The sequence below is a fragment of the Streptomyces carpinensis genome (genome assembly GCF_002154505.1).
Classification (GTDB): Bacteria; Actinomycetota; Actinomycetes; order Streptomycetales; family Streptomycetaceae; genus Streptomyces; species Streptomyces carpinensis.
The window spans coordinates 1-26,344 of the sequence record NZ_MUBM01000236.1 but is presented as its reverse complement, the minus strand read 5'-3'; the positions used below and the strand labels follow the sequence as shown (position 1 = coordinate 26,344).

General features: G+C 71.4%; 23 protein-coding genes and 1 pseudogene. 11 read left to right on the top strand and 13 right to left on the bottom strand.

Going from position 1 to position 26,344, the window contains the following annotated elements:
- Nucleotides 1-70 precede the first annotated feature (70 nt).
- A complete protein-coding gene (locus BZY54_RS29685) occupies nt 71-628 on the bottom strand; it encodes a hemerythrin domain-containing protein (protein WP_244217395.1) in 558 nt (185 codons plus the stop codon).
- Between the two features lie 234 nt (nt 629-862).
- Here BZY54_RS29685 and qcrB point away from each other — a divergent pair, with 234 nt between their 5' ends.
- Nucleotides 863-2,506 (top strand): cytochrome bc1 complex cytochrome b subunit, encoded by a 1,644-nt coding sequence (gene qcrB, locus BZY54_RS29680; protein WP_208640806.1) that lies wholly within the window; start codon nt 863-865, stop codon nt 2,504-2,506.
- Nucleotides 2,507-2,557: 51 nt separating this feature from the next.
- On the opposite strand, the gene BZY54_RS29675 is transcribed toward qcrB, so the two are convergent.
- The 4 genes from BZY54_RS29675 to hpnR all read right to left on the bottom strand — a co-directional run bounded on the left by BZY54_RS29675 (nt 2,558) and on the right by hpnR (nt 6,849).
- A complete protein-coding gene (locus tag BZY54_RS29675; RefSeq protein ID WP_208640805.1) occupies nt 2,558-3,028 on the bottom strand; it encodes an SPW repeat protein in 471 nt (156 codons plus the stop codon).
- A 134-nt stretch (nt 3,029-3,162) separates the two neighbouring features.
- Nucleotides 3,163-3,555 (bottom strand): aa3-type cytochrome oxidase subunit IV, encoded by a 393-nt coding sequence (gene ctaF / locus BZY54_RS29670; protein ID WP_086728413.1) that lies wholly within the window; start codon nt 3,553-3,555, stop codon nt 3,163-3,165.
- Nucleotides 3,552-5,270: an aa3-type cytochrome oxidase subunit I gene (gene ctaD, locus BZY54_RS29665; protein ID WP_086728412.1), complete on the bottom strand. Its 1,719-nt coding sequence runs from the start codon at nt 5,268-5,270 to the stop codon at nt 3,552-3,554. Before ctaD ends, ctaF begins: the two co-directional genes overlap by 4 nt.
- Before the next feature lie 76 nt (nt 5,271-5,346).
- Entirely contained in the window at nt 5,347-6,849 is a 1,503-nt protein-coding gene (gene hpnR / locus BZY54_RS29660) for a hopanoid C-3 methylase HpnR (protein WP_086728411.1), read from the bottom strand.
- Nucleotides 6,850-7,212: 363 nt separating this feature from the next.
- Between hpnR and BZY54_RS29655 the strand changes: the two genes are divergently transcribed.
- Together BZY54_RS29655 and BZY54_RS29650 are read left to right on the top strand one after the other, a co-directional pair.
- The gene (locus BZY54_RS29655; protein WP_086728410.1) at nt 7,213-8,376 is read left to right on the top strand and encodes an enolase C-terminal domain-like protein; all 1,164 of its coding nucleotides are present in this window, start codon (nt 7,213-7,215) and stop codon (nt 8,374-8,376) included.
- 137 nt (nt 8,377-8,513) lie between these two features.
- The gene (locus tag BZY54_RS29650) at nt 8,514-9,308 is read left to right on the top strand and encodes an SAM-dependent methyltransferase (RefSeq protein ID WP_086728418.1); all 795 of its coding nucleotides are present in this window, start codon (nt 8,514-8,516) and stop codon (nt 9,306-9,308) included.
- A 69-nt stretch (nt 9,309-9,377) separates the two neighbouring features.
- Here the strand turns inward: BZY54_RS29650 and BZY54_RS29645 are convergent, their stop codons facing one another.
- The 3 genes from BZY54_RS29645 to BZY54_RS51760 form a co-directional block, all read right to left on the bottom strand.
- A complete protein-coding gene (locus BZY54_RS29645; protein WP_208640804.1) occupies nt 9,378-9,572 on the bottom strand; it encodes an antitoxin in 195 nt (64 codons plus the stop codon).
- Between the two features lie 144 nt (nt 9,573-9,716).
- Nucleotides 9,717-10,190: an ATP-binding protein gene (locus BZY54_RS29640; RefSeq protein WP_086728409.1), complete on the bottom strand. Its 474-nt coding sequence runs from the start codon at nt 10,188-10,190 to the stop codon at nt 9,717-9,719.
- Nucleotides 10,191-10,375: 185 nt separating this feature from the next.
- A complete protein-coding gene (locus BZY54_RS51760) occupies nt 10,376-10,531 on the bottom strand; it encodes a DUF6131 family protein (RefSeq protein WP_086728408.1) in 156 nt (51 codons plus the stop codon).
- Nucleotides 10,532-10,684: 153 nt separating this feature from the next.
- On the opposite strand from BZY54_RS51760, the gene BZY54_RS29630 reads away from it, so the two are divergent.
- The gene (locus BZY54_RS29630) at nt 10,685-11,074 is read left to right on the top strand and encodes a hypothetical protein (protein WP_244217394.1); all 390 of its coding nucleotides are present in this window, start codon (nt 10,685-10,687) and stop codon (nt 11,072-11,074) included.
- A 32-nt stretch (nt 11,075-11,106) separates the two neighbouring features.
- On the opposite strand, the gene BZY54_RS29625 is transcribed toward BZY54_RS29630, so the two are convergent.
- On the bottom strand, nt 11,107-11,901 hold the full coding sequence (locus tag BZY54_RS29625; RefSeq protein ID WP_086728406.1) for a polysaccharide deacetylase family protein: 795 nt from the start codon (nt 11,899-11,901) through the stop codon (nt 11,107-11,109).
- Between the two features lie 232 nt (nt 11,902-12,133).
- On the opposite strand from BZY54_RS29625, the gene BZY54_RS29620 reads away from it, so the two are divergent.
- Nucleotides 12,134-15,508: a pyruvate carboxylase gene (locus tag BZY54_RS29620; protein ID WP_086728416.1), complete on the top strand. Its 3,375-nt coding sequence runs from the start codon at nt 12,134-12,136 to the stop codon at nt 15,506-15,508.
- A 664-nt stretch (nt 15,509-16,172) separates the two neighbouring features.
- Here the strand turns inward: BZY54_RS29620 and BZY54_RS29615 are convergent.
- On the bottom strand, nt 16,173-17,453 hold the full coding sequence (locus BZY54_RS29615; RefSeq protein WP_086728405.1) for an amidohydrolase: 1,281 nt from the start codon (nt 17,451-17,453) through the stop codon (nt 16,173-16,175).
- A gap of 189 nt (nt 17,454-17,642) precedes the next feature.
- On the opposite strand from BZY54_RS29615, the gene BZY54_RS29610 reads away from it, so the two are divergent.
- Nucleotides 17,643-18,470 carry an alpha/beta fold hydrolase gene (locus tag BZY54_RS29610; protein ID WP_086728404.1) on the top strand — a complete coding sequence of 276 codons (828 nt, stop codon included), beginning with the start codon at nt 17,643-17,645 and terminating at the stop codon, nt 18,468-18,470.
- 54 nt (nt 18,471-18,524) lie between these two features.
- On the opposite strand, the gene BZY54_RS29605 is transcribed toward BZY54_RS29610, so the two are convergent.
- Nucleotides 18,525-19,994 carry an amino acid permease gene (locus BZY54_RS29605; protein ID WP_086728403.1) on the bottom strand — a complete coding sequence of 490 codons (1,470 nt, stop codon included), beginning with the start codon at nt 19,992-19,994 and terminating at the stop codon, nt 18,525-18,527.
- Nucleotides 19,995-20,241: 247 nt separating this feature from the next.
- Here BZY54_RS29605 and BZY54_RS29600 point away from each other — a divergent pair, with 247 nt between their 5' ends.
- The 3 genes and pseudogenes from BZY54_RS29600 to BZY54_RS29590 all read left to right on the top strand — a co-directional run.
- A complete protein-coding gene (locus BZY54_RS29600; RefSeq protein WP_086728402.1) occupies nt 20,242-21,303 on the top strand; it encodes a hypothetical protein in 1,062 nt (353 codons plus the stop codon).
- A 93-nt stretch (nt 21,304-21,396) separates the two neighbouring features.
- Nucleotides 21,397-21,750 carry a DUF1330 domain-containing protein gene (locus tag BZY54_RS29595; protein ID WP_086728401.1) on the top strand — a complete coding sequence of 118 codons (354 nt, stop codon included), beginning with the start codon at nt 21,397-21,399 and terminating at the stop codon, nt 21,748-21,750.
- Between the two features lie 169 nt (nt 21,751-21,919).
- A pseudogene (locus BZY54_RS29590) lies at nt 21,920-22,681 on the top strand (vWA domain-containing protein); the annotation flags it as partial.
- On the opposite strand, the gene BZY54_RS29585 reads toward BZY54_RS29590, so the two are convergent.
- Nucleotides 22,627-23,745 (bottom strand): LysR family transcriptional regulator, encoded by a 1,119-nt coding sequence (locus BZY54_RS29585; RefSeq protein ID WP_086728399.1) that lies wholly within the window; start codon nt 23,743-23,745, stop codon nt 22,627-22,629. The pseudogene BZY54_RS29590 and the gene BZY54_RS29585 sit on opposite strands and share 55 nt — an antisense overlap.
- Before the next feature lie 182 nt (nt 23,746-23,927).
- On the opposite strand from BZY54_RS29585, the gene snpA reads away from it, so the two are divergent.
- Both snpA and BZY54_RS29575 read left to right on the top strand, forming a co-directional pair.
- Nucleotides 23,928-24,635: a snapalysin gene (gene snpA, locus BZY54_RS29580; protein ID WP_208640803.1), complete on the top strand. Its 708-nt coding sequence runs from the start codon at nt 23,928-23,930 to the stop codon at nt 24,633-24,635.
- A gap of 219 nt (nt 24,636-24,854) precedes the next feature.
- Nucleotides 24,855-25,502 carry a potassium channel family protein gene (locus BZY54_RS29575; protein ID WP_086728398.1) on the top strand — a complete coding sequence of 216 codons (648 nt, stop codon included), beginning with the start codon at nt 24,855-24,857 and terminating at the stop codon, nt 25,500-25,502.
- 115 nt (nt 25,503-25,617) lie between these two features.
- Here BZY54_RS29575 and BZY54_RS29570 read toward each other — a convergent pair whose 3' ends face one another.
- The gene (locus tag BZY54_RS29570; RefSeq protein ID WP_086728397.1) at nt 25,618-26,202 is read right to left on the bottom strand and encodes a TerD family protein; all 585 of its coding nucleotides are present in this window, start codon (nt 26,200-26,202) and stop codon (nt 25,618-25,620) included.
- Nucleotides 26,203-26,344: the final 142 nt, after the last annotated feature.

Sequence of the window (26,344 nt, the reverse complement as noted above, 5' to 3'; positions counted from 1 at the left end):
GCCGTGCACTCCCGCCCCCGCCTCCTGGGCCCCGCTGCCCGCTCCGTAGGTCCTTGGCAGGGGGCCCGGCTCACCGGCGGCCGCGCCGGGTGGCCGCGTCCCGGATGCGGTCGAGCGGCCCCCACATCTGCGCGGTGAGTCTCACCAGCGGTGCCGAGGCCGGGGCCCCGGGGCGCGGCCGGGTCGGCGCGGTCGCCTCGATGTCCCGCACCTTCGCACCGAGGTCCCGCAGGACGTCGGCGGGGCACAGGGCCTGCAGCCGCGGGAACAGCAGCTGTTCCTCCTCGACGACGTGCTCCGTCACCCGGGTGACCAGCGACAGCAGCAGGTGCGCGAACTCCTCGCCGGCCGGATCGGCCTCCTCCAGCGCCTTCAGCAGTTCCTCGATCTCCTGGTGTTCGCGCAGCTCACGCTCCACCCAGCCGTCGCCGTCGGGCAGGAAGCGGCGCACCGCCGGGTACAGGTGGACCCGCTCTGCCGTCGCATGACGTACCAGTGCGCGGCCGGCTCGCTCCACCAGGGCCAGGCGCTCCGCGGAGCCGGGTCGTGCGGACCGGATCCCGTCGAAGAGGGACCGGACCTGACGGTGGTCCTCCGTCAGCTCCTCGACGATGCCTCGACTGTCCACGCCTGCTCCTTGCCGGCGCGCCGGGCCGCTCGGCGCTCCTGGTGGTCCCCGGCCGCGATCGGGCCGAAGGTGTCGTCCCCGCGGAATCGGGGGTGCCCACGGCATGCCTGCGGCACGCGCCCGGGCCGTACACCCAAGATTGAAACACCCGGCAGGCGGGTGCCCCCGGGCCCGCCGCGCCGTCCGGGTTGCCCGGCGGCGGCCGGACGGACACACGAGGAGCGTGATGCGGGCGTGCTGATGCGGCGCCGCAAGGCGAGAGTCGAAGCCAGGGTCCGGCAGGGCGCCTTCCAGGCCTACGTCGTCGCCGACCGGCGCGCACCCGTCTCCGAGCTGGCAGGGCAGCTGCTGCGCAAGGCCTTCCCCGACCACTGGTCGTTCCTTCTCGGCGAGATCGCCCTGTACAGCTTCGCGGTACTGGTGCTGACCGGGTCCTTCCTGACGCTGTTCTTCGATCCGAGCCTGGCCGAGGTGCGCTACACGGGCTCCTACGGGCCGCTGCGGGGCCTGCTGGTCTCGAAGGCGTACGACTCGACCCTGCAGCTGAGCTTCGACGTGCGCGGCGGCCTGCTGATGCGGCAGATGCACCACTGGGCCGCCCTGGTTTTCGTGGCGGCCGTGGGCGTGCACATGATGCGGATCTTCTTCACCGGTGCCTTCCGCAGGCCGCGCGAGCTCAACTGGTCCGTGGGCGTGACGCTCTTCCTGCTGGCACTGCTGGAGGGGTTCGCCGGCTATTCCCTCCCGGACGACCTGCTGTCCGGCACGGGTCTTCGCACCGCCAACTCCATCGTGCTGTCGATCCCGGTGGTCGGGACCTATCTCGCCTTCTTCGCCTGGGGCGGCCCCTTCCCGGGCACGGCGCTCAGCCAGCGGCTGTACATCCTCCACGTCCTGTTCGTGCCGGGCCTGCTGATCGCGCTGATCGCGGTGCACCTGATCATGGTGGTGTACCTGAAGCACACTCAGTGGTCCGAGCCGGGCAAGACCAACCGCAACGTGGTGGGGCAGCCGATGTTCCCCTTGTTCGTCGGCAAGTCGACCGGGCTGTCGCTGATGGTCTTCGGAGTCCTCGCCGTCATGGGGGCGATCGCCCAGATCAACCCCATCTGGAACTTCGGCCCCTACATTCCCGACCAGGTGTCCACCGACGCCCAGCCGGACTGGTACGTAGGGTTCCTCGAAGGCGCCCTGCGCCTCATGCCAGGCGGGGAGTGGAACGTCGCCGGGCACACCTTCATGTGGAACGTGCTGCTCCCGGCGGTGGTGCTGCCGGCGCTGCTGTTCGTGGTGCTCTACAGCTATCCCGTCTTCGAACGCTGGGTCACCGGGGACCTGGTGGAGCACCATCTGTGCGACCGGCCGCGGGACCGCCCCGTGCGTACCGGGCTCGGCGTCGCGGCCATCGTCTGTTATGCCGTGCTGCTGCTCGCAGGCGGCAACGACGTGATCGCAGCCGTGTTCCACCTCTCCGTCAACGGCCTCACCTGGATCTTCCGCGTGCTGCTGTTCGCCGGTCCCGTACTCGCCTACCTGATCACCAGACGGGTCTGCCTCGCGCTCCAGCTGCACGAACGGCAACTGCTGGAGGAGGGCGAGGAGACGGGCGAGGTGTACCAGGACCTCCCGGGCGGCATGTCGGAGAGCCACGAGGGACTCGACCCACAGCGCCGGTACAAGCTGCTGGTCAGGGACATCCCGCTGCCGCTGAAGCACCCGGGCGCCGACGCCCCGCTGCGCCGCCGTGTGCAGGCCCGGCTGAGCGCCTGGTACTACGGCGAGCGGGTCGACATGCCGACGACAGCGGAGGAGCGTCTGCAGATCACCGGCCGTACGGCCGATCCGGTGTCGGGCGGAGCGGGTTCCTCCAAGGAGTGAGGGCCTGCCGTGCCCGCGCCTTCGGGCCCGGACACGGCGTGCTCCTCTGTGTCACCGTTGGCCGCCCCGGCGGGCCACGCCGATGGTCAGGCCCATGGCGGCAAGCCCCAGCACGACGGTCACCGCACCGACCCAGCAGTTGTTCCAGATGATGCCTGCCCGCGCGGTGTGGAGGAACGTCACCACCCACGGCGAGATGAACAGCCATATGCCGAGCGGAATGAGTGCCCATGCCAGACGGAACATGCGTTCCGGGGCGAGGGCCAGACCGAGCCCGATCAGGCCGATGGTGATACCCACGAGCAGGTTGTTGACGGTGATGGCGGGCTGGATCGCGAAGTGCACGACCCAGGGGGAGATGGCGGCGTAGAGACCTGTCAGCACGATCAGGCCTTCCACGGCCATCGCCGGGCCGCTCGAGGCAGTGCGCTCAAGGCGTTCCCGCATCTCGGCCATCTCGGGATGCGTGCCCATCATCTCAGGATGGGCGCCCACGTCACTGGAGCGATGTGGATACGACATTGCTGTCGTCTCCTCTCCGAAAGGGGAGTCTGTTGCCTTATGCAAGGGTTCCCCTGTTCGGGTGACTTATGCCGCTTTTATGTGGATTCTCGGTGATCCTTGGTGCGAGCCGCGCCCCCGGTGCCGGGCGCGGATCAGGCGCTGTCGCGGCCCACGAACTCCAACACCATGCCGAGGAGTCCGATGGCGAAGACTCCGAATCCGATCACGAACAGCCAGAAGCCGTAGATGACGCCGATGGCGCACACGGTCACGCCGGCGGCGGTCACCACCGGGTGTCCACTGTGCGGCGGGAAGAACGCCACGTGGCCGCTGCGTTCCCGGATCTCCCCGGTCGGCCGGTCCTCCGGGCGCTCGCCCTTGCGCCGGTGGTTGATCAGGCAGAAGAAGGCGATCACCGACGCCATGAAGCAGGACACGGTCAGCGCGGCGATCCCGGCGGGCTCCCGGGCGAACCAGATGTAGGCCACGTCCGTGAGCAGGAAGAACACGGCCACGCCGGCGAAAAGGAAGGCCTCGGATTTCATTCGGTCTGCGTCCCCATGGTGTCGGGAGTCGCTTCCACGGTTCCGTGTTCGGCCGCCGGCAACTCCTGCTGGATGTCCGGATGGTGCAGGTCGAAGGCCGGGGAGTCGGACCGCACGCGCGGAAGCTCCGTGAAGTTGTGCCGGGGCGGCGGACAGGACGTCGCCCACTCCAGCGACCGGCCGTACCCCCACGGGTCGTCCACGTCCACCGTCGTCCCGTAGCGGGCGGTCTTCCACACGTTGTACAGGAAGGGCAGGTTGGACAGGCCGATCAGGAAGGCGCCGATCGACGAGATGGTGTTCAGGGCCGTGAACCCGTCGGCCGCGAGGTAGTCGGCGTAACGCCGGGGCATGCCGCTCTCGCCCAGCCAGTGCTGGACGAGGAACGTCGTCTGGAAGCCGACGAAGAGCGTCCAGAACTGGATCTTCCCCAGCCGCTCGTCCAGCAGCTTGCCCGTGATCTTGGGCCACCAGAAGTAGAACCCGCCGAAGGTCGCGAAGACGATCGTCCCGAAGAGCACGTAGTGCAGATGGGCGACGATGAAGTAACTGTCGGTCAGGTGGAAGTCCAGCGGCGGGGAGGCGATGAGGACGCCGCTGAGCCCGCCGAGCAGGAAGGTCACCATGAAGCCGAGCGACCACAGCATCGGTGTCTCGAAGGAGAGACTCCCCTTCCACATCGTGCCGATCCAGTTGAAGAACTTCACCCCGGTGGGAATGGCGATCAGGAACGACATCAGCGAGAAGAACGGCAGCAGGACCCCGCCCGTGGCGAACATGTGGTGGGCCCAGACGGTGGCCGACAGCATGGTGATCGAGATCGTCGCGCTCACCATGCCGACGTAGCCGAAGACGGGTTTGCGGCTGAAGACCGGGACGATCTCCGTGACCACACCGAAGAACGGCAGCGCCACGATGTAGACCTCCGGGTGGCCGAAGAACCAGAACAGGTGCTGCCACAGAAGCGCACCGCCGCTGGCGGGATCGTAGATGTGGGCGCCGAACTTGCGGTCGGCCTCCAGCGCCAGCAGCGCCGCGGTGAGCACCGGGAAGGCCGGCAGCACGAGGATCGAGGTGAACAGCACGTTCCAGGTGAACAGCGGCATCCGGAACATGGTCATGCCCGGTGCGCGGAGACACAGGATCGTGGCGATGAAGTTGACGGCGCCGAGCGTGGTGCTGAGACCCGCGACCACCAGCCCCATGGCCCACAGGTCCCCGCCGTGGCCGGGGCTGTGGACGGAGTCGTTCAACGGCGCGTAGGCGAACCAGCCGAACGGCGCCGCACCGTTGTCGACCGCGAACCCGGACAGCACGGTCAGCCCGCCGAACAGGAAGAACCAGTAGGTGAGGGCGTTCAGCCGGGGGAAGGCGACGTCGGGTGCGCCGATCTGCAGCGGCATGATGGCGTTGGTGAACCCGGCGAAGGTGGGCGTCGCGAACAGCAGCATCATGATCGTGCCGTGGATCGTGACCAGCTGGTTGTAGTGTTCCGCGTTCATGAGCTGCAGGCCCGGACGGGCCAGCTCCGCCCGCATCAGCATCGCCATGATGCCGGCGGCCAGGAAGAAGCAGAACGCGGTGACCAGGTACATGCTGCCGATCTTCTTGTGATCGGTGGTGGTCAGATAGTCCCGGATCTTCATGCCCGTACGGGCCCGGGGCGGACGGGCGGTGTGCCCTGGCTCCTCCACCCCGGGATGTGTCTGTGACATGAGCGCCCTCCACGCGCTTCGAGCTGTGGGCCCGGACCTCCTCTCGGACCGGACGGTCTGCGTGCGACGGCCCGGCCTAACCCCCGGCGGGGCTCGCGGAGGGCCCGGAGCGGGGAGACTGCCTGGTGTGGATGTACAGCTCCCGTCGGTCGCCGACCGGGACCTGCGGCGGCAGGGGCAGCTCGTAGCGGACCGGGCGCCGATGGTCGGCGAGTTGCCGCTGCGGGTTGTAGACGCTGTTGAACTTCCACAGCATGCGCGCGAAGTTGGTCTGGCCGTGCGCCAGCCGGTCGGCGAGGATCCGGGCCGCGCCGAACGCGGTGCGCACGCCGAGGTGTTTGCGGTTGATGACGGCCTGGGTGCGCACGAGCTCCTCGTAGAAGCGGTTCAGCGGCAGGGTCGTGGGGACCACGGCGTGCTGGATGTCGAACAGTCGGTAGTCGCGGGTGGTCAGCCGGCGGGACTCGGTGTGCCAGATCTCGGTGCCCGGATACGGGGTCATCACCGTCAGGTGCACGATCTCCGGGACGGACAGGGCGAACTCGCGCACCAGACGGAAGCGTTCGGTGTCCCAGGCCGGGTCCACGATCAGGTTGATGGCGACGTTGATCCCCAGCCGCCGCGCGGTCTCCAGGGCGCGGAAGTTGTCGTCGGGGTTGACCCGCTTGCGGAACAGGTCCAGGCCCTCGGCGTCCAGGGCCTCCATGCCCAGGAACATGTAGCGAAGACCCAGCCGGGTCCAGCGCTCGAACACCTCGGTGTGGCGCAGCAGCACGTCGGCGCGGGTCTCCAGGTAGTACTGCTTGCGGACCCGGCGGCGTTCCAGTTCGGCGGCGATGTCGTTGCCGTGCTCGGGGCGGATGAAGGCGACGTCGTCCACGATGAAGACGTTGGGTTCGGCGATCGAGGCCAGCTCCTCGGCGGCGGCCTGCGGGCTCGCCTTGCGGTAGCTGCGGCCGTAGAAGGTCCAGGCCGAGCAGAAGGAGCAGTCCCAGGGGCAGCCGCGGGTGAACTCGATGGAGGCGCACGGGTCCAGTTCGCCGATGAAGTAGCGGCGCCGGTGACGCATCAGGTCGCGGGCGGGGCGCGGGCCGTCGATGCTGTGCAGCAGGCGCGGGGGAGGCCCGTGCCCGGCGGTGGTGACGATGCCGGGCACCTCCTGCAACCCACCGTCGCGCACCGCCTCCAGCAGCGGGGCCATCGCGGGCTCGCCCTCGCCCCGCACCACGGCGTCCACGGCGCCCTGTGCCTGGCGCAGCACGTCGTCGGCCACGAAGGAGACGCTGTGCCCGCCGAAGAAGACGAAACAGCCGGGCAGTGCCTGCTTGACGGCGCGGGAGAGATCGATGGCCTCGGGGATGTTGGCCAGGTAGTTCAGCGAGAAGCCGAGCACCTGCGGCCGGAAGGAGTGCACGAGCCTGCGCAGGTCCCGGTGCCTGAGCACCTGCAGATCGACCACCTGCACCTGGTGCCCGGCGTCACGGGCCGCGGCGGCCACCCGCTCCAGGCCGAGCGGCTCCAGCCTGAGGAAGATCTCCGAGTACATCAGGGCACTGGGGTGGACGAGCAGGACGCGCATGGATCACCTCGGGTTCCGCGGCGGGATGCGGGGGGAGCGACCCCCTGCAGGCAGTACAGGCACAGCACCCGGCGCTTCCCGGCCCTCCCGTCGGTGGACGACTGCGCCCGGCGTCCATGACGGGTCGTGACAGGCGCACGGAGTACTTCATTCGGTCCCGTTCCCGCGCCGCTTCAAGCGGGCCTTCCTCCGGCTGCTGCGCACGTTCCGTCTCGCGGGTGACCGTCCGGTGTGTCGCCTCGGCGGCCGGATCGGGGCCGGGCGGGTGGCCGTTGCGGTCCCGTCGTTTACGCACCCCCCGCACGGGTCACCCGCTGGTGACGGCGGAAGCCGACGGACGAGGTGTGTTCGAAGGAGTGCGTCATGGCGCTTGGGACCGGCACGGACTCTGATGCCCGCCCGGCCCTCGACGCGTGCAGGATCGAGGCCGTCGACGTGCACGCGTTCGAGCTGCCCACGGACGGCCCCGACGGCAGGGAGCAGGACGGGACCCTGGAGTGGGACTCCACGACCATGGTCCTGTGCCGGGTGCACGCGGGTGGGCGTACCGGCATCGGCTACACCTACGGCGACGTTTCGGTCGCCGCCTTCCTGTCCGGCACCCTCGCCCCCCTGCTCCAGGGACGGCAGGCCTCCTCACCCCCCGCGCTGTGGGAGCTGATGGGCAGGCAGATCCGCAACGCCGGCCGGCCCGGGGTGGGAGCCATGGCGGTGTCCGCCGCCGACATCGCCCTGTGGGACCTCAAGGCCAGGCTGCTGGATGTACCGCTGGTCCACGCGCTGCCGGCCTGCCACGGCCGGGTCCCGGTCTACGGCAGCGGCGGCTTCACCAACTACTCCCTGGACCGCCTGGCCGACCAGCTCACCGCCTGGGTCGAACAGGGCATTCCGCGGGTGAAGCTGAAGACCTCACGGGACCCCGACCGCGACCCGCGGCGGCTGACCGCGGTCCGCCGGGCGATCGGTGCCGCGCCCGAACTGTTCACCGACGCCAACGGCGCCCTCGGCCGCAAGGAGGCCCTGTACTGGGCGCACAGGTTCCACGACGAATGGGACGTGCGGTGGTTCGAGGAGCCGGTCAGCTCTGCGGACATCGAGGGCCTGTGGATGCTCTGCCAGAACGGTCCGGGACGGCTGGAGATCGCCGCGGGCGAGTACGCCTACACCACACGCGACTTCGTCAACCTCGTCGACGCGGGCGCGGTGGACTGCCTCCAGGCGGACGTCACCCGCTGCGGCGGCATCACGGGCGTACTGGAGGTCGCAGGACTCGCGGCGGCCCGGCACCTGGACCTGTCCGCGCACTGCGCCCCCGCGGTCTCCGCCCATGCCTTCTGCGCCGTACGCCGCCTGCGGCACCTGGAGTACTTCCACGACCACGTCCGGTTCGAGCGGTTGGTGTTCGACGGCACGCTGTCGCCCGTCGACGGCGCCCTGCGTCCCGACACCGGCCGGCCGGGCCTCGGTCTGGACGTCAGGTGGGCCGACGCCGAGCCGTACCGCGTCCACGGGGAACGTCCCGCCTGACCCGACCGGCCTCCGCGGCAAGGGTTTCCTGACGAGCTTTCGGACAACTGTGCTTACCGGCACGGGAGATGGTGTGCGAGACTGCGGTGATCGACATCGATGCCGATCCACTCGCCCTCGCACGACGGAGGTCCGCCATGGCGACGGAAGCCACCGACTTCCCGGCCCCGCAGATAGACACGAGCAAGGCGCATCCGGCCCGGGTGTACGACTGGCTGCTCGGCGGCAAGGACAACTACCCCGTGGACGAGGCCGTCGGGCGCGTGCTGCCGCCGGAGGCGCACGACGCCGCCCGGCAGAACCGCGCGTTCATGCAGCGTGCGGCGGCCTGGCTGGCGGCGCAGGGGGTGGATCAGTTCCTCGACATCGGCACGGGCATTCCGACCGAGCCGAACCTGCACCAGATCGTCCAGCGGATCGTGCCCACCGCCAAGGTCGTCTACACGGACAACGACCCGATCGTGCTGCGGCACGCCGAGGCCCTGCTCGTCAGCCGACCCGAGGGAACCACCGACTACATCGAGGCCGACGTGCGCCGTCCGGCCCAGATCCTCGAACACGCCCGGAAGGTGCTCGACTTCGAACGCCCCGTGGCGCTGTCGCTGATCGCGCTGATGCACTTCATCACCGACGAGCAGGACGCCCACGGCATCGTGAGCGAGCTGCTCGCCGCGCTTCCGCCCGGCAGCCACCTCGTGCTCTCGCACGCCGCGTCCGACCTCTATCCGGAGCTGGCGCAGCAGGTCACCGAGGAGTACGCCAAGGGCGGCATCCGCCTCGGCTTCCGCACCCGCGCGGAGGTGGCCCGCTTCTTCGAGGGCCTGGAACTCGTGGACCCCGGCCTGGTCACGGCCACCGAGTGGTTCAAGTCTGCCCCCGCGCCGCAGCCCGAGGGCAGCGGTATCTACGCCGGCGTCGCTCGCGTTCCCTGACGCGGATCGCGGGCCGCGAGGACACCGGGTTTCCTCCCCCGCGTGTGCTTCCAGAAGTGGGCGCGGCCGTCAGCGCGGCGGCTGGTCGGGACCCCGGTCCTGGTCTCGCATCTGCTCCTTGAGGCGATCCTGGGCGGTGTCCACCTGGCCGCGGTACTTGCCCTGGGTGCGCTCGTCGATGTAGTCACCGCCCTTGTCGATGCCCTTGCCGGCCTGGTCCTCGTGACCCTTCAGCAGTCCCTTGAGCTTGTCCATCATGCTCATCGTGTACTCCTTCACGGCGAGGTTCCCTCCCAGAATGGCCGACCCCTCCCAGGGACGCATCCGCAGCGCCGGCGGCTCCGGCCGGGCCGGATCACAGCGGGTCGCCGTGGCTTCGCGGTGCTGCCCCGGGGCCCTGGGCGGCCCTCAAGGGGGTTCGGTGGACAGCTGCAACTGTGCGGTGACCTCCTTGCCACGGCCACGGTCCGTGACGGTCAGGGCATGGCTGAGGGCCCTGACGATCTCCAGGCCGTGACCGCCCACCCGCCGGCCGTCGTACGGCCGGGGCCGGGGCGGCAGGGGAGAGGTGTCCCACACGCCGATCAGCACGAGCCCGCTATCGGGCTGCGCCTCGAGGCGCAGCCCGCAGGCTCCGGGAGCATGCCGCACGACGTTGGTGATCAGCTCGCTGACCACCAGTTGCGCGTCCTGCGCCACGCGGTCGGGAACGGGTGTACGGCCGGTGGCACGGACCCGGTCCAGGAAACCGCCCACGACCGCACGGGCTGCGGCGGCGCTGATCGCGCCGCTGTCCCACTGGGCGGACCAATGCAGCGCGCCCCGCCTGTTCCTGTTCCGTTCCGGCTCATCCGACGCCTTCTGCCTAAGCGGGACGGCCATGTGGTTGCCTCAACTTGTCACACAGTGTTACTTCTCTTTCGTATCTCCGGCTACTCCGGCTACCCCGCCCGCCGCCGAATAGACCGGCCAAGGCCCTGAGGCCGCATCCGCGCCGTCCGGCACCCGGGCAGACCGACGGCCCCGCCGCGCCGCCGGGGTGGGTGGGGCCGCCGTGGGTCAGCCGTTCACCAGTAGTGGCGGTGACCGGCCACCGCGTGCCCCATGGAACCCAGGATCCACAGAACGGCGCCGATCACGGCGAGGATGATGCCGATGGTCCAGAGGATGGAGATGCCGGTGACGAAGCCGACGATCAGAAGAATCACACCGAGGAGGATCATGACCGCCTCCTGTTGGGGGTAGTGCTCAAACCACTGTGCACCCAAAGCCACTGCTTCGGGTACGTACTTCTGCGTACCCGTGGAAACGGGCGGTGAACAGGAGAAAACGCCCCTGATGGGGTTTCTCGGCTCTTGCTTCGGAGGTGCGTTCGGGTGCGTACAGGACTGCTGCGTATGGTCGGGGCGGCGACGGTGGCCTACGGAGCCGTGGCGGCGTACCGGCCGGACTGGCTGGCCCGCCCCGTGGGACTGGTGGACGCGCGGCGGGAGACGCACCCGTACACCGCCGCCGTACTGCGCCCGCTCGCCTGGCGCGACGCCGCCGGCGGCCTGGCCATGCTCCTGGCCCCCAAGGGCCCCGCCCTGGTCACGGCCACCGCGGTGCGCATCGCCTCCGACGTCGGCGACGCCGTCCTGTTCGGCACCGCCGTCCCCGGCCGGGTGCGCCGCGCGGGTGCGGTCGTCACCGCCCTGGGGTGGGCCGGCCTGACCGCTGCGGCCCTGGCGGCCAGGCCGCGGGACAGGACGGCGCCCACGCAGTGAGCACCCGGCGGCGCCGAGGCGCCCGGGACGGATCAGCGCACCGGGAAACCGAACGAGTACCCCTGCTGCTTCAGCCAGGGCAGAACCTCACGCAGGGCGGCCACGGTCTGGGAGCGGTCGCCGCCCGCGTCGTGGAACAGGATGGTCGGGCCGTTCGCGACCTCGTTCCTCACCGTGGCGACGATGGCCGCGGTACCGGGACGCTTGAAGTCCTCGGTGTCGACGTTCCAGCCCAGCGGCCGCATCCCGTGGGACGCCGCGAGGTCGCGGCTGTAGGGGGTGAAGGCGCCGCCCGGAGCCCGGTAGTACATCGGGCGGACACCCCCGGACGCCTTGGTGATCATGCGTTCGGCGTCCAGGATCTGCTGCGACTGGTACGCCTGCGACTTGTGGTCCATGCCGGTGTCGTGCGACACCGTGTGATCGCACAGCCGGTGCCCGGCCGCCACGACGGCGCGGACCAGCTCGGGATGCGCCTCGGCCTGCGTGCCCACCATGCAGAACGTGGCCTTCACCCCGTTGTCCCGCAGCACTTGCAGCACCCGCGGCGTCCAGACCGGGTCCGGTCCGTCGTCGATGGTGATGTTGACGCCCCGGGCGCCGCGGTCCGAGGCGTGGGCGATCGCCGCCGACACCCTCGCCTGCGCGGAGTCCTCGGCTCCGGCGGCCGGCCCGGAGGGCCGCGCCGAGACGCCCGTATCCGCGTGCTGCTTCCCGACGGGATCCGCCTGCGCCGTCCACACCGAGGTGGCGGCGGCCACCGCGGTCACCCCGAGCGCCGCCGCCAGCACCCGCCCGTGCCATCCCCGTCCCCCATGCCGCACCATGTCCGCCCCGCTCCTCGCCGTCCGTGTGCTTCCGTGCACCCCTCAGGACGGCGGAACGCCCGCCCGGGATCCCGCTGTTACCGATCACGGACGATTCCGGGGGGAATCGGCGACAGGGCGGGGCGGCAGGCCCCGCGGGGATCGAACGCAAGCAGTGGCCCGGCTCACATGGCGTGAGGCGGTCGTCGCCGACACCATGGTCCTCGTCACCGGCAGTCCGAAGGGATCCAGGATGTTCCGCAAGGTACTGGTCGCCAACCGGGGCGAGATCGCGATTCGCGCGTTCCGCGCCGGCTACGAACTGGGCGCACGCACCGTCGCCGTCTTCCCGTACGAGGACCGCAACTCGCTGCACCGGCTGAAGGCCGACGAGGCCTACGAGATCGGCGAGCCGGGACACCCGGTTCGGGCCTACCTCTCCGTGGAGGAGATCGTCCGCGCGGCCCGCCGGGCGGGCGCGGACGCCGTCTACCCGGGATACGGGTTCCTGTCCGAGAACCCGGAACTGGCCCGCGCCTGCGAGGCGGCGGGCATCACCTTCGTCGGCCCGGACGCCGCAACCCTGGAACTGACCGGGAACAAGGCCCGCGCGGTGGCGGCCGCCCGGGCCGCCGGCGTCCCGGTGCTCGGCTCCTCGGCGCCCTCCACCGACGTGGACGAATTGGTGCGCGCCGCCGAGGACATCGGCTTCCCCGTGTTCGTCAAGGCCGTCGCCGGCGGCGGTGGGCGCGGCATGCGCCGCGTCGAGGACCCGGCCGCGCTGCGGGAGTCCATAGAGGCGGCGTCCCGCGAGGCCGCCTCCGCGTTCGGCGACCCCACCGTCTTCCTGGAGAAGGCCGTCGTCGAACCCCGCCACATCGAGGTGCAGATCCTCGCCGACGGACAGGGCGACGTCATCCACCTCTTCGAGCGGGACTGTTCGCTGCAGCGCCGCCACCAGAAGGTCATCGAGCTGGCCCCGGCGCCGAACCTCGATCCGGTGCTGCGCGACCGCATCTGCGCCGACGCGGTGCGCTTCGCCCGCGAGATCGGCTACCGCAACGCGGGCACCGTGGAGTTCCTGCTCGACCGCCAGGGCAACCACGTCTTCATCGAGATGAACCCGCGCATCCAGGTCGAGCACACGGTGACCGAGGAGGTCACCGACGTCGACCTGGTCCAGGCACAACTGCGCATCGCCGCCGGCGAGAGCCTCGCCGACCTCGGACTCTCCCAGGACACCGTCCAGTTGCGCGGCGCCGCCCTGCAGTGCCGCATCACCACCGAGGACCCGGCCAACGGCTTCCGTCCCGACACCGGCCGGATCAGCGCCTACCGCTCACCGGGCGGCTCGGGCATCCGCCTGGACGGCGGCACCACGCACGCCGGCACCGAGATCAGCGCCCACTTCGACTCGATGCTGGTCAAACTCACCTGCCGGGGACGGGACTTCAAGGCCGCGATCGGCCGGGCCCGGCGCGCCGTCGCCGAGTTCCGCATCCGCGGCGTCGCCACCAACATCCCGTTCCTCCAGGCCGTCCTCGACGACCCCGACTTCCAGGCCGGGCGGGTCACGACGTCGTTCATCGAGGAGCGGCCGCACCTGCTCACCGCCCGCTCCTCCGCCGACCGCGGCACCAAGCTGCTCACCTACCTCGCCGACGTCACGGTGAACAAGCCCCACGGCGAGCGCCCGGCGTCGCTCGACCCGGTCACCAAGCTGCCGCCGCTGCCCGCCGGTGAGCCGCCCGCGGGCTCCCGGCAACTCCTGGTCGAACTCGGCCCCGAGGGCTTCGCCCGCCGGCTGCGCGAGTCGCCGACCATCGGCGTCACCGACACCACCTTCCGCGACGCCCACCAGTCCCTGCTCGCGACCCGCGTGCGCACCAAGGACCTCCTGGCCGTCGCCCCGGTCGTCGCCCGGACCCTGCCCGAGCTGCTCTCCCTGGAGTGCTGGGGCGGCGCGACCTACGACGTCGCCCTGCGCTTCCTCGCCGAGGACCCCTGGGAGCGCCTGGCCGCCCTGCGCGAGGCGGTGCCCAACATCTGTCTGCAGATGCTGCTGCGCGGCCGCAACACCGTGGGCTACACGCCGTACCCGACCGAGGTCACCGACGCCTTCGTGCAGGAGGCCGCGGCCACCGGCATCGACATCTTCCGCATCTTCGACGCCCTCAACGACGTCGCCCAGATGCGTCCGGCCATCGACGCCGTGCGCGAGACCGGCACGGCCGTCGCCGAGGTCGCCCTGTGCTACACCGGGGACCTGTCCGACCCCGCCGAGCGCCTGTACACCCTGGACTACTACCTGCGCCTGGCCGAGCAGATCGTCGAGGCGGGCGCGCACGTCCTGGCGGTGAAGGACATGGCCGGGCTGCTGCGCGCACCCGCCGCGGCCACGCTCGTCTCCGCGCTGCGCCGCGAGTTCGATCTCCCGGTGCACCTGCACACCCACGACACCGCGGGCGGGCAGCTCGCCACCTACCTCGCCGCGATCCAGGCCGGCGCCGACGCGGTGGACGGCGCGGTCGCGTCGATGGCCGGCACCACCTCCCAGCCGTCGCTGTCGGCGATCGTCGCCGCCACCGACCACTCCGACCGCCCCACGGGCCTGGACCTGCAGGCGGTCGGCGACCTGGAGCCGTACTGGGAGAGCGTCCGCAGGGTCTACGCCCCCTTCGAGGCGGGCCTGGCCTCGCCGACCGGACGCGTCTACCACCACGAGATCCCCGGCGGCCAGCTGTCCAACCTGCGCACCCAGGCGGTCGCACTCGGCCTCGGCGACCGATTCGAGGACATCGAGGCGATGTACGCCGCCGCCGACCGCATCCTCGGCCGCCTGGTCAAGGTCACCCCGTCGTCCAAGGTGGTCGGCGACCTCGCCCTGCACCTGGTGGGCGCGGGGGTCGCGCCGGAGGACTTCGAGGAGACGCCGCAGCGGTTCGACATCCCCGACTCCGTCATCGGCTTCCTGCGCGGCGAGCTGGGCACCCCGCCCGGCGGCTGGCCGGAGCCGTTCCGCACCAAGGCGCTCCAGGGCCGCGCCGAGGCGAAGCCGGTGCAGGAGCTGACCGCCGAGGACCGCAGCGGTCTGGAGAAGTCCCGGCGCTCGACCCTCAACCGGCTGCTGTTCCCCGGCCCGACGCGCGACTTCGACACCCACCGCCAGGCCTACGGCGACACCAGTGTGCTGGACAGCAAGGCCTTCTTCTACGGCCTGCGCCCCGCCAAGGAGTACGCCGTCGACCTCGAACCCGGCGTACGGCTCCTGATCGAGCTGCAGGCCATCGGCGAGGCGGACGAACGCGGCATGCGCACCGTGATGTCCTCGCTGAACGGCCAGCTGCGTCCGATCCAGGTGCGCGACACCGCCGCCGCGGCCGACGTCCCCGTGACGGAGAAGGCGGACCGGGCCAACCCCGGTCACGTGGCGGCGCCGTTCGCCGGTGTGGTGACGCTCGCGGTCGCCGAGGGCGACGAGGTCGAGGCCGGCGTCACCGTGGCCACTATCGAGGCGATGAAGATGGAGGCCGCCATCACCGCTGCCAGGGGCGGCCGCGTGACCCGGCTGGCCATCAACCGCATCCAGCAAGTGGAGGGCGGCGACCTGCTCATCGAGGTCGACTGAACCGTCCCGGGGTCACCGGGTGCCGCCGCCACGGACGGTCGCGCGGCGGCACCCCGCCGGTCTAGCCGGGCGCGGCCTCACCGGAGGGGCCTCACCGGAGGCGGCTTGCCGAGGGGGCGTCGACCGAGGGCTTCGCGGCCGGGGGTTCGCCGGTCGGGGGCTCTGTGTCCACCGCCAAGTCGGCCGGGGCTTCGCGACTGGAGCGTCGCCGGCAGGGGGTCTTTTATCGACCCGTCTCCGTGTCCGGGGTTTCGTCGGCCAGGGGGTCTTGTCGGTCGGGGCTTCGCGGCCGGGGTTTGGCGGCCGGGGCTTATCGGCCCCGGTCTCGGTGTCCGGGGTTTCGTCTGCCGGGGTTTTGGGGCTGGGGTTTCGCCGGTCGGGGGTTGTGTGCCCGGGGTCTTGTCGGCCGGGGTTTGGCGGCTGAGGTTTCGCCGGGCCGGGGGTTCATCGTCCGGGGTTTGGCGGCCGGGTCGTATCGGCCCGGGCTTATCGGCCCCGGTCTCCGTGTCCGGGGTTTCGTCGGCCGGGGCTTTTGGGCTGGGGTCTCGGTGGTCGGGGGCTCTGTGACCCGAGTCGTATCGGCCGGCGGCTTCGCGGGCGGGGTTTTATCGGTCCTCGTCTCCGCGGCCGGCGTCTCGCCGGCGGGACCGCGCGCCAGTCGGTCCTACCGGCCGGCTTCGTCCGCCGGGCCCAGCCAGGCACGGGCGGCGGTGGTCAGCGCGGTGACGCCGGTGCGCAGGGTCGGCTCGACCACCGGGGCGAAGTGCGGGGAGTGGTTGGACGGCTGGCTCCGGGCCACCTGCGCCAGTTCCTCGAAGCTCGTCGCCGAGGCGAAGGCGGCCGGGTCAGCGCCGCCCAGCAGCCAGTAGACGCAGGGCGCTCCCGCGGCCTCGGCCAGCTGACCCACGTCCTCACTGCCGGTCGCCGGTCCTGGATCCACCAGCCGGTCGGCGCCCAGCACGCTGATGAGCGCCTCGCTCGTCCGTGCGCACGCCGCGGGGTCGTTGACGACCGAGGGGAACGACTCGGTGGGGGAGATCTCAGGTTCCCGCGGCGCGCCGGACGCGGCGGCCTCGGCGCGCACGATCCGTTCGACGGCGCCCAGCACGGCCTCACGCACCGAGGGCTCGAAGGTACGGACGCTCAGCAGCAGTTCGGCGCGGTCCGCGATGACGTTGGCCTTGTTCCCGGCGTGCAGAGCCCCCACGGTGACCACGGCGGTCGAGGTGCCGGCCACCTCCCGCGAGACGACGCCCTGCAGGCGCATCACCGTCGCGGCGGCCAGGACGACCGGGTCGACGCAAGCCTCCGGGCGGGACCCGTGGCCCCCGCTGCCGTGCAGGACGACCCTCAGCGAGTCGGACGCGGCGAACGCGGGCCCGGCGTGGAGTCCGACGAAACCGGCCGGCAGCGGCGACACATGCTGGCCCAGAACGACCTCGGGCCGCCCGAACCGCTCGAACAGCCCGTCGTCGACCATGGCCCTTGCGCCGCCGCCGATCTCCTCGGCGGGCTGGAACACCAGCAGCAGGGTGCCCCGCCACGAGGAGCGGTCGGCCGACAGCAGCTCGGCCGCGCCCAGCAGGCAGGTGACGTGCATGTCGTGGCCGCAGGCGTGCATGAGGGGCACCGCGCGCCCGTCGCCGTCGGTCGTCCGCGCGGTACTGGCGTAGGGAAGGCCGGTCTGCTCCTCCACCGGCAGGGCGTCCATGTCGGCGCGCAGCGCCACGGTCGGCCCGTCGCCGTTGCGCAGCACGCCGACGACTCCCGTGCCGCCGATGCCGGTGGCGGTCTCGTAGCCGGCGGCGCGCAGCCGTTCGGCCACGATGCCGGCCGTGCGGTGCTCGCAGAAGGCCAGTTCGGGGTGGGCGTGCAGATCGCGGTACACGTCGGCGAGTTCGCCGGGGCCGGCAGGGCCGGCGTGCGGGGACGGGCTGTCGGGCATCGGCTCACCTTACGACAGGCCGTGGCGCACCTGCCGCATCGCGTCAGGGCCCGGATTGCGGGAAGTGCGTGGGCGGGGACGATGGATGAGGGGCACGGTCGCCGTACACCTGCCGCCCCCGTCTGTCCGCTCTCGCGTTCGGCCGCGCCGGGCGCGTGCGCTTCCCCGGCCGACCGAAAGGTGACCCGCATGCCCGTGTGCACCACGCGTGACGGTGTGGAGATCTTCTACAAGGACTGGGGCCGGGGACGGCCGGTCGTCTTCATCCACGGCTGGCCCCTGCACGGGGACGCCTGGCAGGACCAGCTGAAGGCCGTCGCCGACGCCGGATACCGGGGCATCGCCCACGACCGCCGCGGTCACGGCCGCTCCACACCGGTCTACGACGGCTACGACTTCGACACGTTCGCCGACGACCTCCACGACCTGCTCACCCATCTGGACCTGCGCGACGTCACCCTGGTGGCGCATTCCATGGGCGGCGGCGAACTCGCCCGGTACATCGGCCGCCACGGCACCGGACGGGTCCACTCGGCGGTGCTCCTTTCCGCCATCACCCCGCTGATGCTGCAGGGCCCCGACAACCCCGAGGGCGTGCCGCAGAGCGTCTTCGACGACATCAAGGCCGGCATCCTCAAGGAGCGCTCGCAGTTCTGGCAGGACGCCGCCGAGGGCTTCTTCTCCGCCGACCGCCCGGAGAGCAAGGTCACCCAGGGCAACAAGGACGCGTTCTGGCACATGGCCATGGCGGCGACCGTCCAGGGCGCGGTCGCCTGCGTCGACGCCTTCGGCAGCACGCCCTTCCACGGGGACCTGAAGAAGTTCGACATCCCGACCCTGGTCGTGCACGGCGACGACGACCGGATCGTGCCCATCGACGCCACCGGCCGCAAGACCGCCCGGATGGTCCCCGGCGCCCAGCTCGAGGTGTACGAGGGCGGCAGCCACGGCATCGCCATGGTCGACGGCGACAAGCAGCGGTTCAACCGGGACCTGCTCGACTTCCTCGGCCGCTGACGCGCTCGTCGTCCGGTTTCCACGGCTGCCGGGGGCTTGGCGGCCGCCGTCGGGTCAGGGAGTGACCGGCTGGTCGGACGCCTCGCCGGCGGTGGGTGCGGCGGACCGCCTGCGAGCCGCCATGACGGCGTAGACGACGACTCCCGCGAACAGGAACAGCACGCCCTGGTAGACGGCGGCGTATCCGGCGCCCGCGACGAGCCACAGCGAGAAGGCGGCCGCGATCGAGGCGACCACGGCGTCCCGTGCCAGCCGCGCCCGGTCGACCAGCTCCCGACGCCCGGCGACGAGGTGGAAGATCTGCGCCGCCGCGGCCAGCAGATACGGGACGGTCGCCGTGAACGTGGTGACGAGGACCAGGATCTGGAAGACCTTGGCCGAACCCGAGGTGTAGTTGTAGACCGTGAGCAGGGAGGCGAGGACGACGGTGACGGCCACGCCGACGGTCGGAACGCCCCGTCGGCGGCGCGCGAAGGCGGCCGGGAACAGGCCGTCCCGGGCGGCGGCGTACGGGGTCTGGGCGCTCAGCAGCGTCCAGCCGTTGAGGCAGCCGGTCATCGACACCAGCGCGGCCAGCGCGACGGCCCAGCCGCCCCAGGCGCCGCCGAACATCGCGTTCACGGCGTCCGAGAACGGTGCGGTGGACTTCACCAGGTGGCCGTGCGCGACCGTACCGAAGACCGAGAGCGTGCCCAGCAGGTAGACCAGGGCGGCTCCCACGGTGCCGATGACGGTGGCGCGGCCCACGTTGCGCCGGGGGTTCTTCACCTCGCCCGCGCTGACGGCGGCGGACTCCACGCCGAGGTAGGAGAAGAGCAGGATCGCGGCGGAGGCGGACACGGCGCCGACCGCGCTGCCGCCGCCGGCGTTGAACGGGCCGAGGTTGTGCGGGTCGAAGAAGAACAGCCCGCCGACCGCGACGAGCAGCAGGGGTACGAACTTCAGCACGGTGGAGACGAGCTGGACGGCGCCCACGTAGCGGGTGCCCGCGAAGTTGGCGAGCGCAGGCAGCCACTGCAGGACGAGCGCGGCCAGGCACGCGCTCCAGCGGTGGCCGTTCACCGGCACCAGCACGTCGAGGTAGCCGACGGCGGCCACGGCGAGCGCGGCGTTCGACACCCAGGTGGTGATCCAGTACGACCAGGCGGCCAGGAAGCCGGCGAAGTCACCGAAGGCTCCGCGGGCGTAGACGTAGGGTCCGCCGGTGCGCGGATCGCGTTCGGCGAGTCGGCCGAAGACGAGCGCCAGGGCGATCGCGCCGAGGGTCAGGACGCCGAAGGCGACCAGGCTGACCGTGCCGTACGGGGCGACGGAGGCCGGGAGCAGGAAGATGCCGCCGCCGATGATGTTGCCCATGACCAGCGCGGTCGCGACGGGCAGCCCGAACCGGTGGGCGTGCCTGTCGGCCGTGCGGGTGGAGGCCTCGGCGGGCGAGGTGGCCGTGGTGTCGTCGGTGAGGGAGGGGGCCGCGGGGTTGCCCTGCGGGGCCGGAGCCGACTGCGGAGCGGTTCCGGTGACGTGCATGGGGTGGTGCGCCTCTCTTCGAACTGATGCCCGGGATCGCCGGACGGACCCCATGGTCCGACATCGGCCGACGTCGCTCCAAATCGCCTCGTTTCGTCCTGTATGGATCGGTGCGACGCCGGAAAAAGTGCGCCCGGACGGGTCTGAGGCAGACAAACATCCAGACCAGTGGGTCGGGGCGGCGCGAGAGGTCCTCGGCGAGTCCTCAAAGAGAGGAGCCGCGGCGGGATGATCTAGCGTGGGCGCTATGTCCGAATCGCCGCATGGTGAGCACGGCCGCCCGCCCACCCCGGCCGAGCGCTGGGCCGCCTTCCGGGAGTCACCCTTCCTGCCCGCGACCGTGCTGACGCTGATCCTCGCCGCCGCGGCCGGACTCTTCGCGGGTTCCTACACCTACGCCATGGCCAATCCCACCCCGCACGTCATCCCCACCGCGGTCGTCGGCGCCTACGACCAGGAACGGGCCCGCCGCTTCGTCGCCGGCATGGAGAAGGCGCTGGCCGCCTCCCTCAAGCTGCGGGCCTACGACAGCCGCGGCGCGGCGGAAGCGGCCGTGGACGACCAGAAGGTCTTCGCCGTGCTCGACGTCCCTCCGGCCGGGAAGACCGTCACCCTCGACGTGTCCGGCGCCTCGGGCGCCACGGTCGCCCAGGTGCTGGTGCAAGCGGCGGAGAAGGTCGGCGGGGCCACCGGCGTGCCGGTCGCCATCCGCGACCTCAAGCCGCTGCAGAAGGGCGACCCGCGCGGGCTGGCCATCTTCTACATCTCGCTCGCGGCCGTGATCGTCGGCTTCGTCGGCGCCATTCAGCTCAGCGTGCACGCGTCCGCGCTGAAACCGCTGGAGCGCATCGCCTGCACGGTCGTCTACGCCCTGCTCGGCGGCTTCGTGATCGCCGCGGTGGTGGACTGGATGCTCGGCGCCCTGAAGCTGCCGTTCGTCGCGTCCTGGATGATCCTGGCGCTGACGATGTTCACCACCGGCATGGTCTTCACGATGTTCAACACCCTGTTCGGCCGCTGGGCCATGATCCCGACCTGGGGCCTCATGGTCCTGCTGGGCAACCCCTCGTCGGGCGGAGCGGTCTCCTGGCCGCTGCTGCCCTCCCCGCTCGGCGTGATCGGCCGCTGGCTGCCGCCCGGGGCCTCGGTGAACGCCCAGCACACCGCCGTGTACTTCGCCGGTCACCAGCACGCCTTCCCGTTCCTGGTCCTGGCCGGCTGGGCCCTCCTCTCCTGCACCGTCTTCCTCCTCTGGCGGCACCGCCACCCTGGCGGCCGAGAGACCCGGCCCGCCCATGCTCCACCCTGACAGGGACCATTACCCACGAGGTCATCGATCCCGGACCCGCCCCGTGCAAAGATCGTCGGGACACGAAGCCCGAGCGACCGACCGGAGGACGTCATGCCCGCCTACGCCATAGCCCACCTGCGCGAGGCCGCCCCGCACCCGGAGATCGCCGAGTACATCGAACGCATCACCGAGACCTTCGCACCGTACGGCGGCCGCTTCCTCGTGCACGCCACCCAGCACGAGGTGAAGGAGGGCACCTGGCCCGGACATGTCGTGGTGATCGCCTTCCCCGGGATCGCCGAGGCACAGGCCTGGTGGGACTCGCCCGCCTACCAGGAGATCGCACCGCTGCGCTCACGCCACATCGAGGGCGACATCATCCTCGTCCCGGGCGTTCCCGAGGACTACGACCCGGCCACCACCGCGAAGGCGATGCGCGAGTCGCTGCCCGCCGAACGGCCCTGACCGCCACGCCGGTCGCGGTGGAAAACACGTGGCACATCGCAGGTGACGAACGCCACGCTCCCCGCGATGACGACTCACTCCCATGACAGTCGGGGGGTTCCTTTCGCGCAAGGTGAGTGCTGATGCCCACTCAGGACGCGAACAGGGATCCCCGCCACTCCTGAAGTGGGCCTGGCTGGACTGCGGCAGCGGCGTCGACGGCCTGGAACGGGGGTGGGACCTCGGACCGCAGGGCGCTCACGGCCTGAGTGCGCAGGAACGGGACGCGGTCCGGTTCCGGGTGGCCCAGGGCATCAGGGGCCGTTCGGGCGATGCTCCACAGGGGTGGCGGCGCTGGGCGGAGGAGGTCTTCCATCCGCCGCAGCCGTGGCGGGAGTTGCTCGGAGCCGCGGTCCGCTCGGCGGCCTCCGGCTCCGGCGCGAGGGAGGACTACTCCTACGGCCGCCCGTCGCGCCGTTCGGCCGGTGTGCCCGGCGCCGTGCTGCCGAGTCTGCGGCGCAGGCCACCCCGGGTCTGCGTGGTCATCGACACCTCAGGATCGGTCAGTGACGCCGAGCTGGGCAGCGCACTCCTGGAGGTCGCCGCGATCTCCCGGGCCGTGGGCGGTCGCCAGGACCTGGTCACCGTGGTGCCGTGCGACGCGGCGGCCCGGGTCGCGCACCCGCTGTGCCGGTCCGAGGGCATCACGCTGGTGGGCGGAGGCGGTACGGATCTGCCCACGGGCTTCGCCAAGGCGCTTTCGACCCGGCCGGATGTCGTCGTGGCCCTGACCGACGGGCAGACGCCCTGGCCGCAGACCCGGCCGCCGTGCCGGACGGTGGTGGGGCTGTTCCCCCGACCCTACACGGCCGCGCCGTCGGGAGAGGACGATTCCGACTACATGCCGGACGCACCGCCCGAGTGGGCGCGGGTGGTCGTCATCGGCGGCTGAACGAGCCGCGGCGGCCGCCGCAGGAGATCGTCCGGCCACGCGAGACCTGCCCGGCCGGTGTCCCCGCCGACGCCCTGCGCGTCCCGCCTCGCCTGCGCCTCTCGCGCACCCGGAGTGCGCGATGGCGCGCCGCACGTGCCCGAACGTGCCAGCCACTCCCGGTACGCCGGCGCCTGGAGCGCCACTTCCCAGTAGGCGGCCTCCAACTCGGCGTAGGCAAAGTCCAGTTCGGTCTCGGAGCGCGCCGCGAGCAGCAGTCGTACGCCGATCGGGTCGCCCTCCAGCGGCCGGACGGCGAGGTCGGGGCGCGGGTGCGCGGTGGGCTGGCTGACCGTGACGACTTCCCCGGTGGCGGCCAGGGAGTACGCGGTGAGGTAGTCGCCGTGCAGCAGATCGGGTTCGAGTCCTGCCGCACGCAGCACGCGGCACAGGGCGTCCCAGTCACCGTCGACAGTCGAGTCGACCATCCAGCGCTCGCCGGCGAGGTCGGTGAGCCGCACCTGGTCGCGCGCGGCCGCCGGATGGTCCGCGGCGAGCGTGACGAACTGCGGTTCCCGCTCCACCAGGACCCGCAGACACAGCCCGGCCGGGACGCGCAGAAGGCTGCCCTCGACCTCGTGCACGAAGGCCATGTCGAGCCTGCCCGCGGCCACCATGCCCAGCAGGGAGTTCGCGGACACGTCCGTCTGGAGCGTCGGTTCGATCGGGGGCACCCGGGTCCGCAGCCGGCGCAGCCAGCCCGGTAAGGCCCGGCTCGCGGTGGCGCCGATGCGCAGCAGCGGCCCGCCGGCGGCGCGTGCGGCCGCCGCCCTGGTCTCGGTGACGAGCGCGGCGAACTCGGCGACGAGGGGCCGGGCACGGCTCAGTACCACGCGTCCCAGCGGGGTCGGGCGGCAGCCGGTACGGGCACGGACGAAGAGCTGACCGCCCAGGGCGTGCTCGATACGGCCCAACTGGGTGCTCAACGAGGGCTGCGCCATGCCGAGTTCCCGAGCGGCTTTGTGCAGGCTGCCTGAGTCGGCGACGGCACACAGAACGCGCAGGTGCCTCACCTCGAGCTCCATGGGGGGAGCGTAGGGCGGTGCGGGGGCGCCGCACCAGATGTTCACATCGCGACGAAACCGCACGAGTCGGCCGCCGATAGCTCCGAGCTATCCCCGATTGCCATCATCCGCCGACCCGTTGGCCTCCCCGAGACTCATGCGCAACCGATCGTTCAACCCCACAGAACGAGTAGGAGCCCCCCATGATCTCGTCTCGCACGAGCGCCCGGTCCACGAAGACCTCCAGGAGACTCGTGGCCCTGGCGCTCGGTCTCGGTCTGGCCTCCGCCGCGCTGGGCACCGCGAGCCCGGCGAGCGCCCGGCCGGCCGACCATCCGGCCCCGGCCGGCTCCGCCACCGCCGGCTACGCCCGCTACGCGGGCTCGGCCGAGAGCGCCGCCGGCAACAAGGCGTTCTTCGACGCCGTGCTGAAGTCGGTGGCCAGGAAGCAGGCCGCCCACCCGAACCTGCAGTCGGTGACGGTCTACTACAACGCCTCCCAGGCACCGAGTTTCCGCTCGCAGATATCGAGGGCCGCCTCCATCTGGAACAGCTCCGTGTCGAACGTCAAGCTCCAGGCCACCTCGGGCGGCGCGGACTTCGCCTACTACGAGGGCAGCGACCCGCGCGGCTCCTACGCCTCCACCGACGGCCACGGCAGCGGCTACATCTTCCTCGACTACGCGCAGAACCGGCAGTACGACTCGATCCGCGTCGCCGCCCACGAGACCGGCCACGTGCTGGGCCTGCCCGACCACTACAGCGGCCCGTGCAGCGAACTGATGTCGGGCGGCGGCCCCGGCCCGTCGTGCACCAACCGCTACCCGAACGCGACCGAGCGGGCCCGCGTCGACCAGCTGTGGGCCTACGGCCTGGCCACGGCCCTGAAGGAGCTGCACAAGACGCGCTGACCTCTCCCGCGGCGCAGCACGTCCCACCCGGTACGGGCCGCGGCGCCGATCCGCGGCCCGTACCGGTGCCGCCCGGTGACGGCGGGTGGCGTTTCAGCACCTCGGGCCTGCCCGACAGCGCCCGGAGTGGCGGGGGCGCGATCCGTCCGTCCCGCTGCCACGATGACTGGACAGGACATCCCACCCGTTTCCCCGGCAGCGGAACGGAAGAGACACCGCATGACCGATCCAGCAGCTCCGCGTGACCCCCGGAGCCCCGGCAGCCCTCCGGACCCCCCTTCGAGCCCTCGGCCGTCCCGCGGGGCCAGGTCCCCGCTGTCGCTCCGGTGGGGATCCGTCCTGGTCGTCGTACGGGCCGGGTGCGTCACGGCCGGGCTGGTCGCCGCGTACTACCTGCTGCCCCTCGACAGCGACGACACGGCCGTGACGTCGGCGCTGCTCTTGGGCGGCCTGCTCGCGGCCGCGGTGATGTTCGTATGGGAGGTGGTGGTCGTCGCGCGCTCGCCGTACCCCCGTCTGAGGGCCGTGGAGGCCCTGGCGGCCACGCTGCCGCTCTTCCTGCTGCTCTTCGCCAGCGCCTACTTCCTCCTGGACCGTTCCGTCCCCGGTTCCTTCAGCGAGCGACTGACCAGGACGGACGCCCTGTACTTCGCGCTCACCACGTTCGCCACCGTCGGATACGGCGACATCACCGCCCGGTCCCAGGCGGGGCGCGTGCTGACGATGTTGCAGATGGCGGGCGGGCTGCTGCTCGTGGGCGTCGCCGCACGCGTGCTGACGGGCGCGATCGAGCAGGGGCTGCGGCAGCGGGAGCGGTCGGCCGGGCAGGCGCACGGCGCGTCCTGGGCAGCGGACGACCAGGATTGAGGGAGACCGCGGGGCACGGCGGCCGGAAGCCGGCCGGCGGTGGACCTCCGGCCGCCCGGGTCCTCGCGGGTGGACGCGCGGCGCGTGTGTGTCCGCGCCGCGCGTGCGCGGGACGCTACTTGCTGACGGCGAAACGCATCAGAGCGTGCTCGTCACCCTGCTTGATCTTCCCCGTCACGTTGATCACCTCGAGCTTCCAGCTGCCGCCGACCCGCACGGCCTTGGCCACGGCGCAGCCGTTGTCCTGGGTGAGCAGGCTCGGCCATATGTCGGCGACCTGCTGGGAGCTGCCCCCGGTCGCGTCGTACACCTTGAAACTGATGTTGCGCGCCTTCTGGAACGAGCTCCCCTTCTTGAACGCCGCGGCGACGAACACGATCGAGGTGATCTGGGCCGGAATCCGGGAGAACTCGACCGTCACCGTCTCGTCGTCGCCGTCCCCCCGGCCGGTCTGGTTGTCGCCGCTGTGCACCAGCGAGCCGTTGCCCATGGGATCCAGCGAGTCCAGGCCCGCCAGACGCACCGGGTCGGCGCCCTGCATGGCGATGGCGATGAGGTCGAGGTCGGTGCCGGCCTTGCGGCGGAGCATGCCCATGACCCCGCCGCTGGCGCCGGCGGTGGGGTCCCAGGACACCCCGATGGACAGATGGGTCACACCGTCCAGGTCCGCCGGGCCGTCTTCCTTCGTCAGCGTAATCATGCCTAGATCATCCTCTGGTGATGGGTACTTCGACAGGCAAAGTGTGCCTGGAACACACATTGTTGCCCACGACTGGTCGGCCGCTTGCCGTTTCGTCCCCATACATACCCCGTGCGGGGCTCCGGCCGGGCCGGCCCGGCCG

Bases quoted from the DNA above. Each gene is read 5' to 3' on its own strand.
- BZY54_RS29585 (WP_086728399.1), bottom strand. From the start codon at position 23,745: ATGGAGCTCGAGGTGAGGCACCTGCGCGTTCTGTGTGCCGTCGCCGAC.
- BZY54_RS29655 (WP_086728410.1), top strand. From the start codon at position 7,213: ATGGCGCTTGGGACCGGCACGGACTCTGATGCCCGCCCGGCCCTCGAC.
- BZY54_RS29605 (WP_086728403.1), bottom strand. From the start codon at position 19,994: ATGCACGTCACCGGAACCGCTCCGCAGTCGGCTCCGGCCCCGCAGGGC.
- BZY54_RS29600 (WP_086728402.1), top strand. From the start codon at position 20,242: ATGTCCGAATCGCCGCATGGTGAGCACGGCCGCCCGCCCACCCCGGCC.
- BZY54_RS29575 (WP_086728398.1), top strand. From the start codon at position 24,855: ATGACCGATCCAGCAGCTCCGCGTGACCCCCGGAGCCCCGGCAGCCCT.
- BZY54_RS29675 (WP_208640805.1), bottom strand. From the start codon at position 3,028: ATGTCGTATCCACATCGCTCCAGTGACGTGGGCGCCCATCCTGAGATG.
- BZY54_RS29625 (WP_086728406.1), bottom strand. From the start codon at position 11,901: ATGGTGCGGCATGGGGGACGGGGATGGCACGGGCGGGTGCTGGCGGCG.
- ctaD (WP_086728412.1), bottom strand. From the start codon at position 5,270: ATGTCACAGACACATCCCGGGGTGGAGGAGCCAGGGCACACCGCCCGT.
- snpA (WP_208640803.1), top strand. From the start codon at position 23,928: ATGATCTCGTCTCGCACGAGCGCCCGGTCCACGAAGACCTCCAGGAGA.
- hpnR (WP_086728411.1), bottom strand. From the start codon at position 6,849: ATGCGCGTCCTGCTCGTCCACCCCAGTGCCCTGATGTACTCGGAGATC.
- BZY54_RS29610 (WP_086728404.1), top strand. From the start codon at position 17,643: ATGCCCGTGTGCACCACGCGTGACGGTGTGGAGATCTTCTACAAGGAC.
- BZY54_RS51760 (WP_086728408.1), bottom strand. From the start codon at position 10,531: ATGATCCTCCTCGGTGTGATTCTTCTGATCGTCGGCTTCGTCACCGGC.
- BZY54_RS29620 (WP_086728416.1), top strand. From the start codon at position 12,134: ATGTTCCGCAAGGTACTGGTCGCCAACCGGGGCGAGATCGCGATTCGC.
- ctaF (WP_086728413.1), bottom strand. From the start codon at position 3,555: ATGAAATCCGAGGCCTTCCTTTTCGCCGGCGTGGCCGTGTTCTTCCTG.
- BZY54_RS29570 (WP_086728397.1), bottom strand. From the start codon at position 26,202: ATGATTACGCTGACGAAGGAAGACGGCCCGGCGGACCTGGACGGTGTG.
- BZY54_RS29650 (WP_086728418.1), top strand. From the start codon at position 8,514: ATGGCGACGGAAGCCACCGACTTCCCGGCCCCGCAGATAGACACGAGC.
- BZY54_RS29595 (WP_086728401.1), top strand. From the start codon at position 21,397: ATGCCCGCCTACGCCATAGCCCACCTGCGCGAGGCCGCCCCGCACCCG.
- BZY54_RS29615 (WP_086728405.1), bottom strand. From the start codon at position 17,453: ATGCCCGACAGCCCGTCCCCGCACGCCGGCCCTGCCGGCCCCGGCGAA.
- BZY54_RS29645 (WP_208640804.1), bottom strand. From the start codon at position 9,572: ATGAGCATGATGGACAAGCTCAAGGGACTGCTGAAGGGTCACGAGGAC.
- BZY54_RS29640 (WP_086728409.1), bottom strand. From the start codon at position 10,190: ATGGCCGTCCCGCTTAGGCAGAAGGCGTCGGATGAGCCGGAACGGAAC.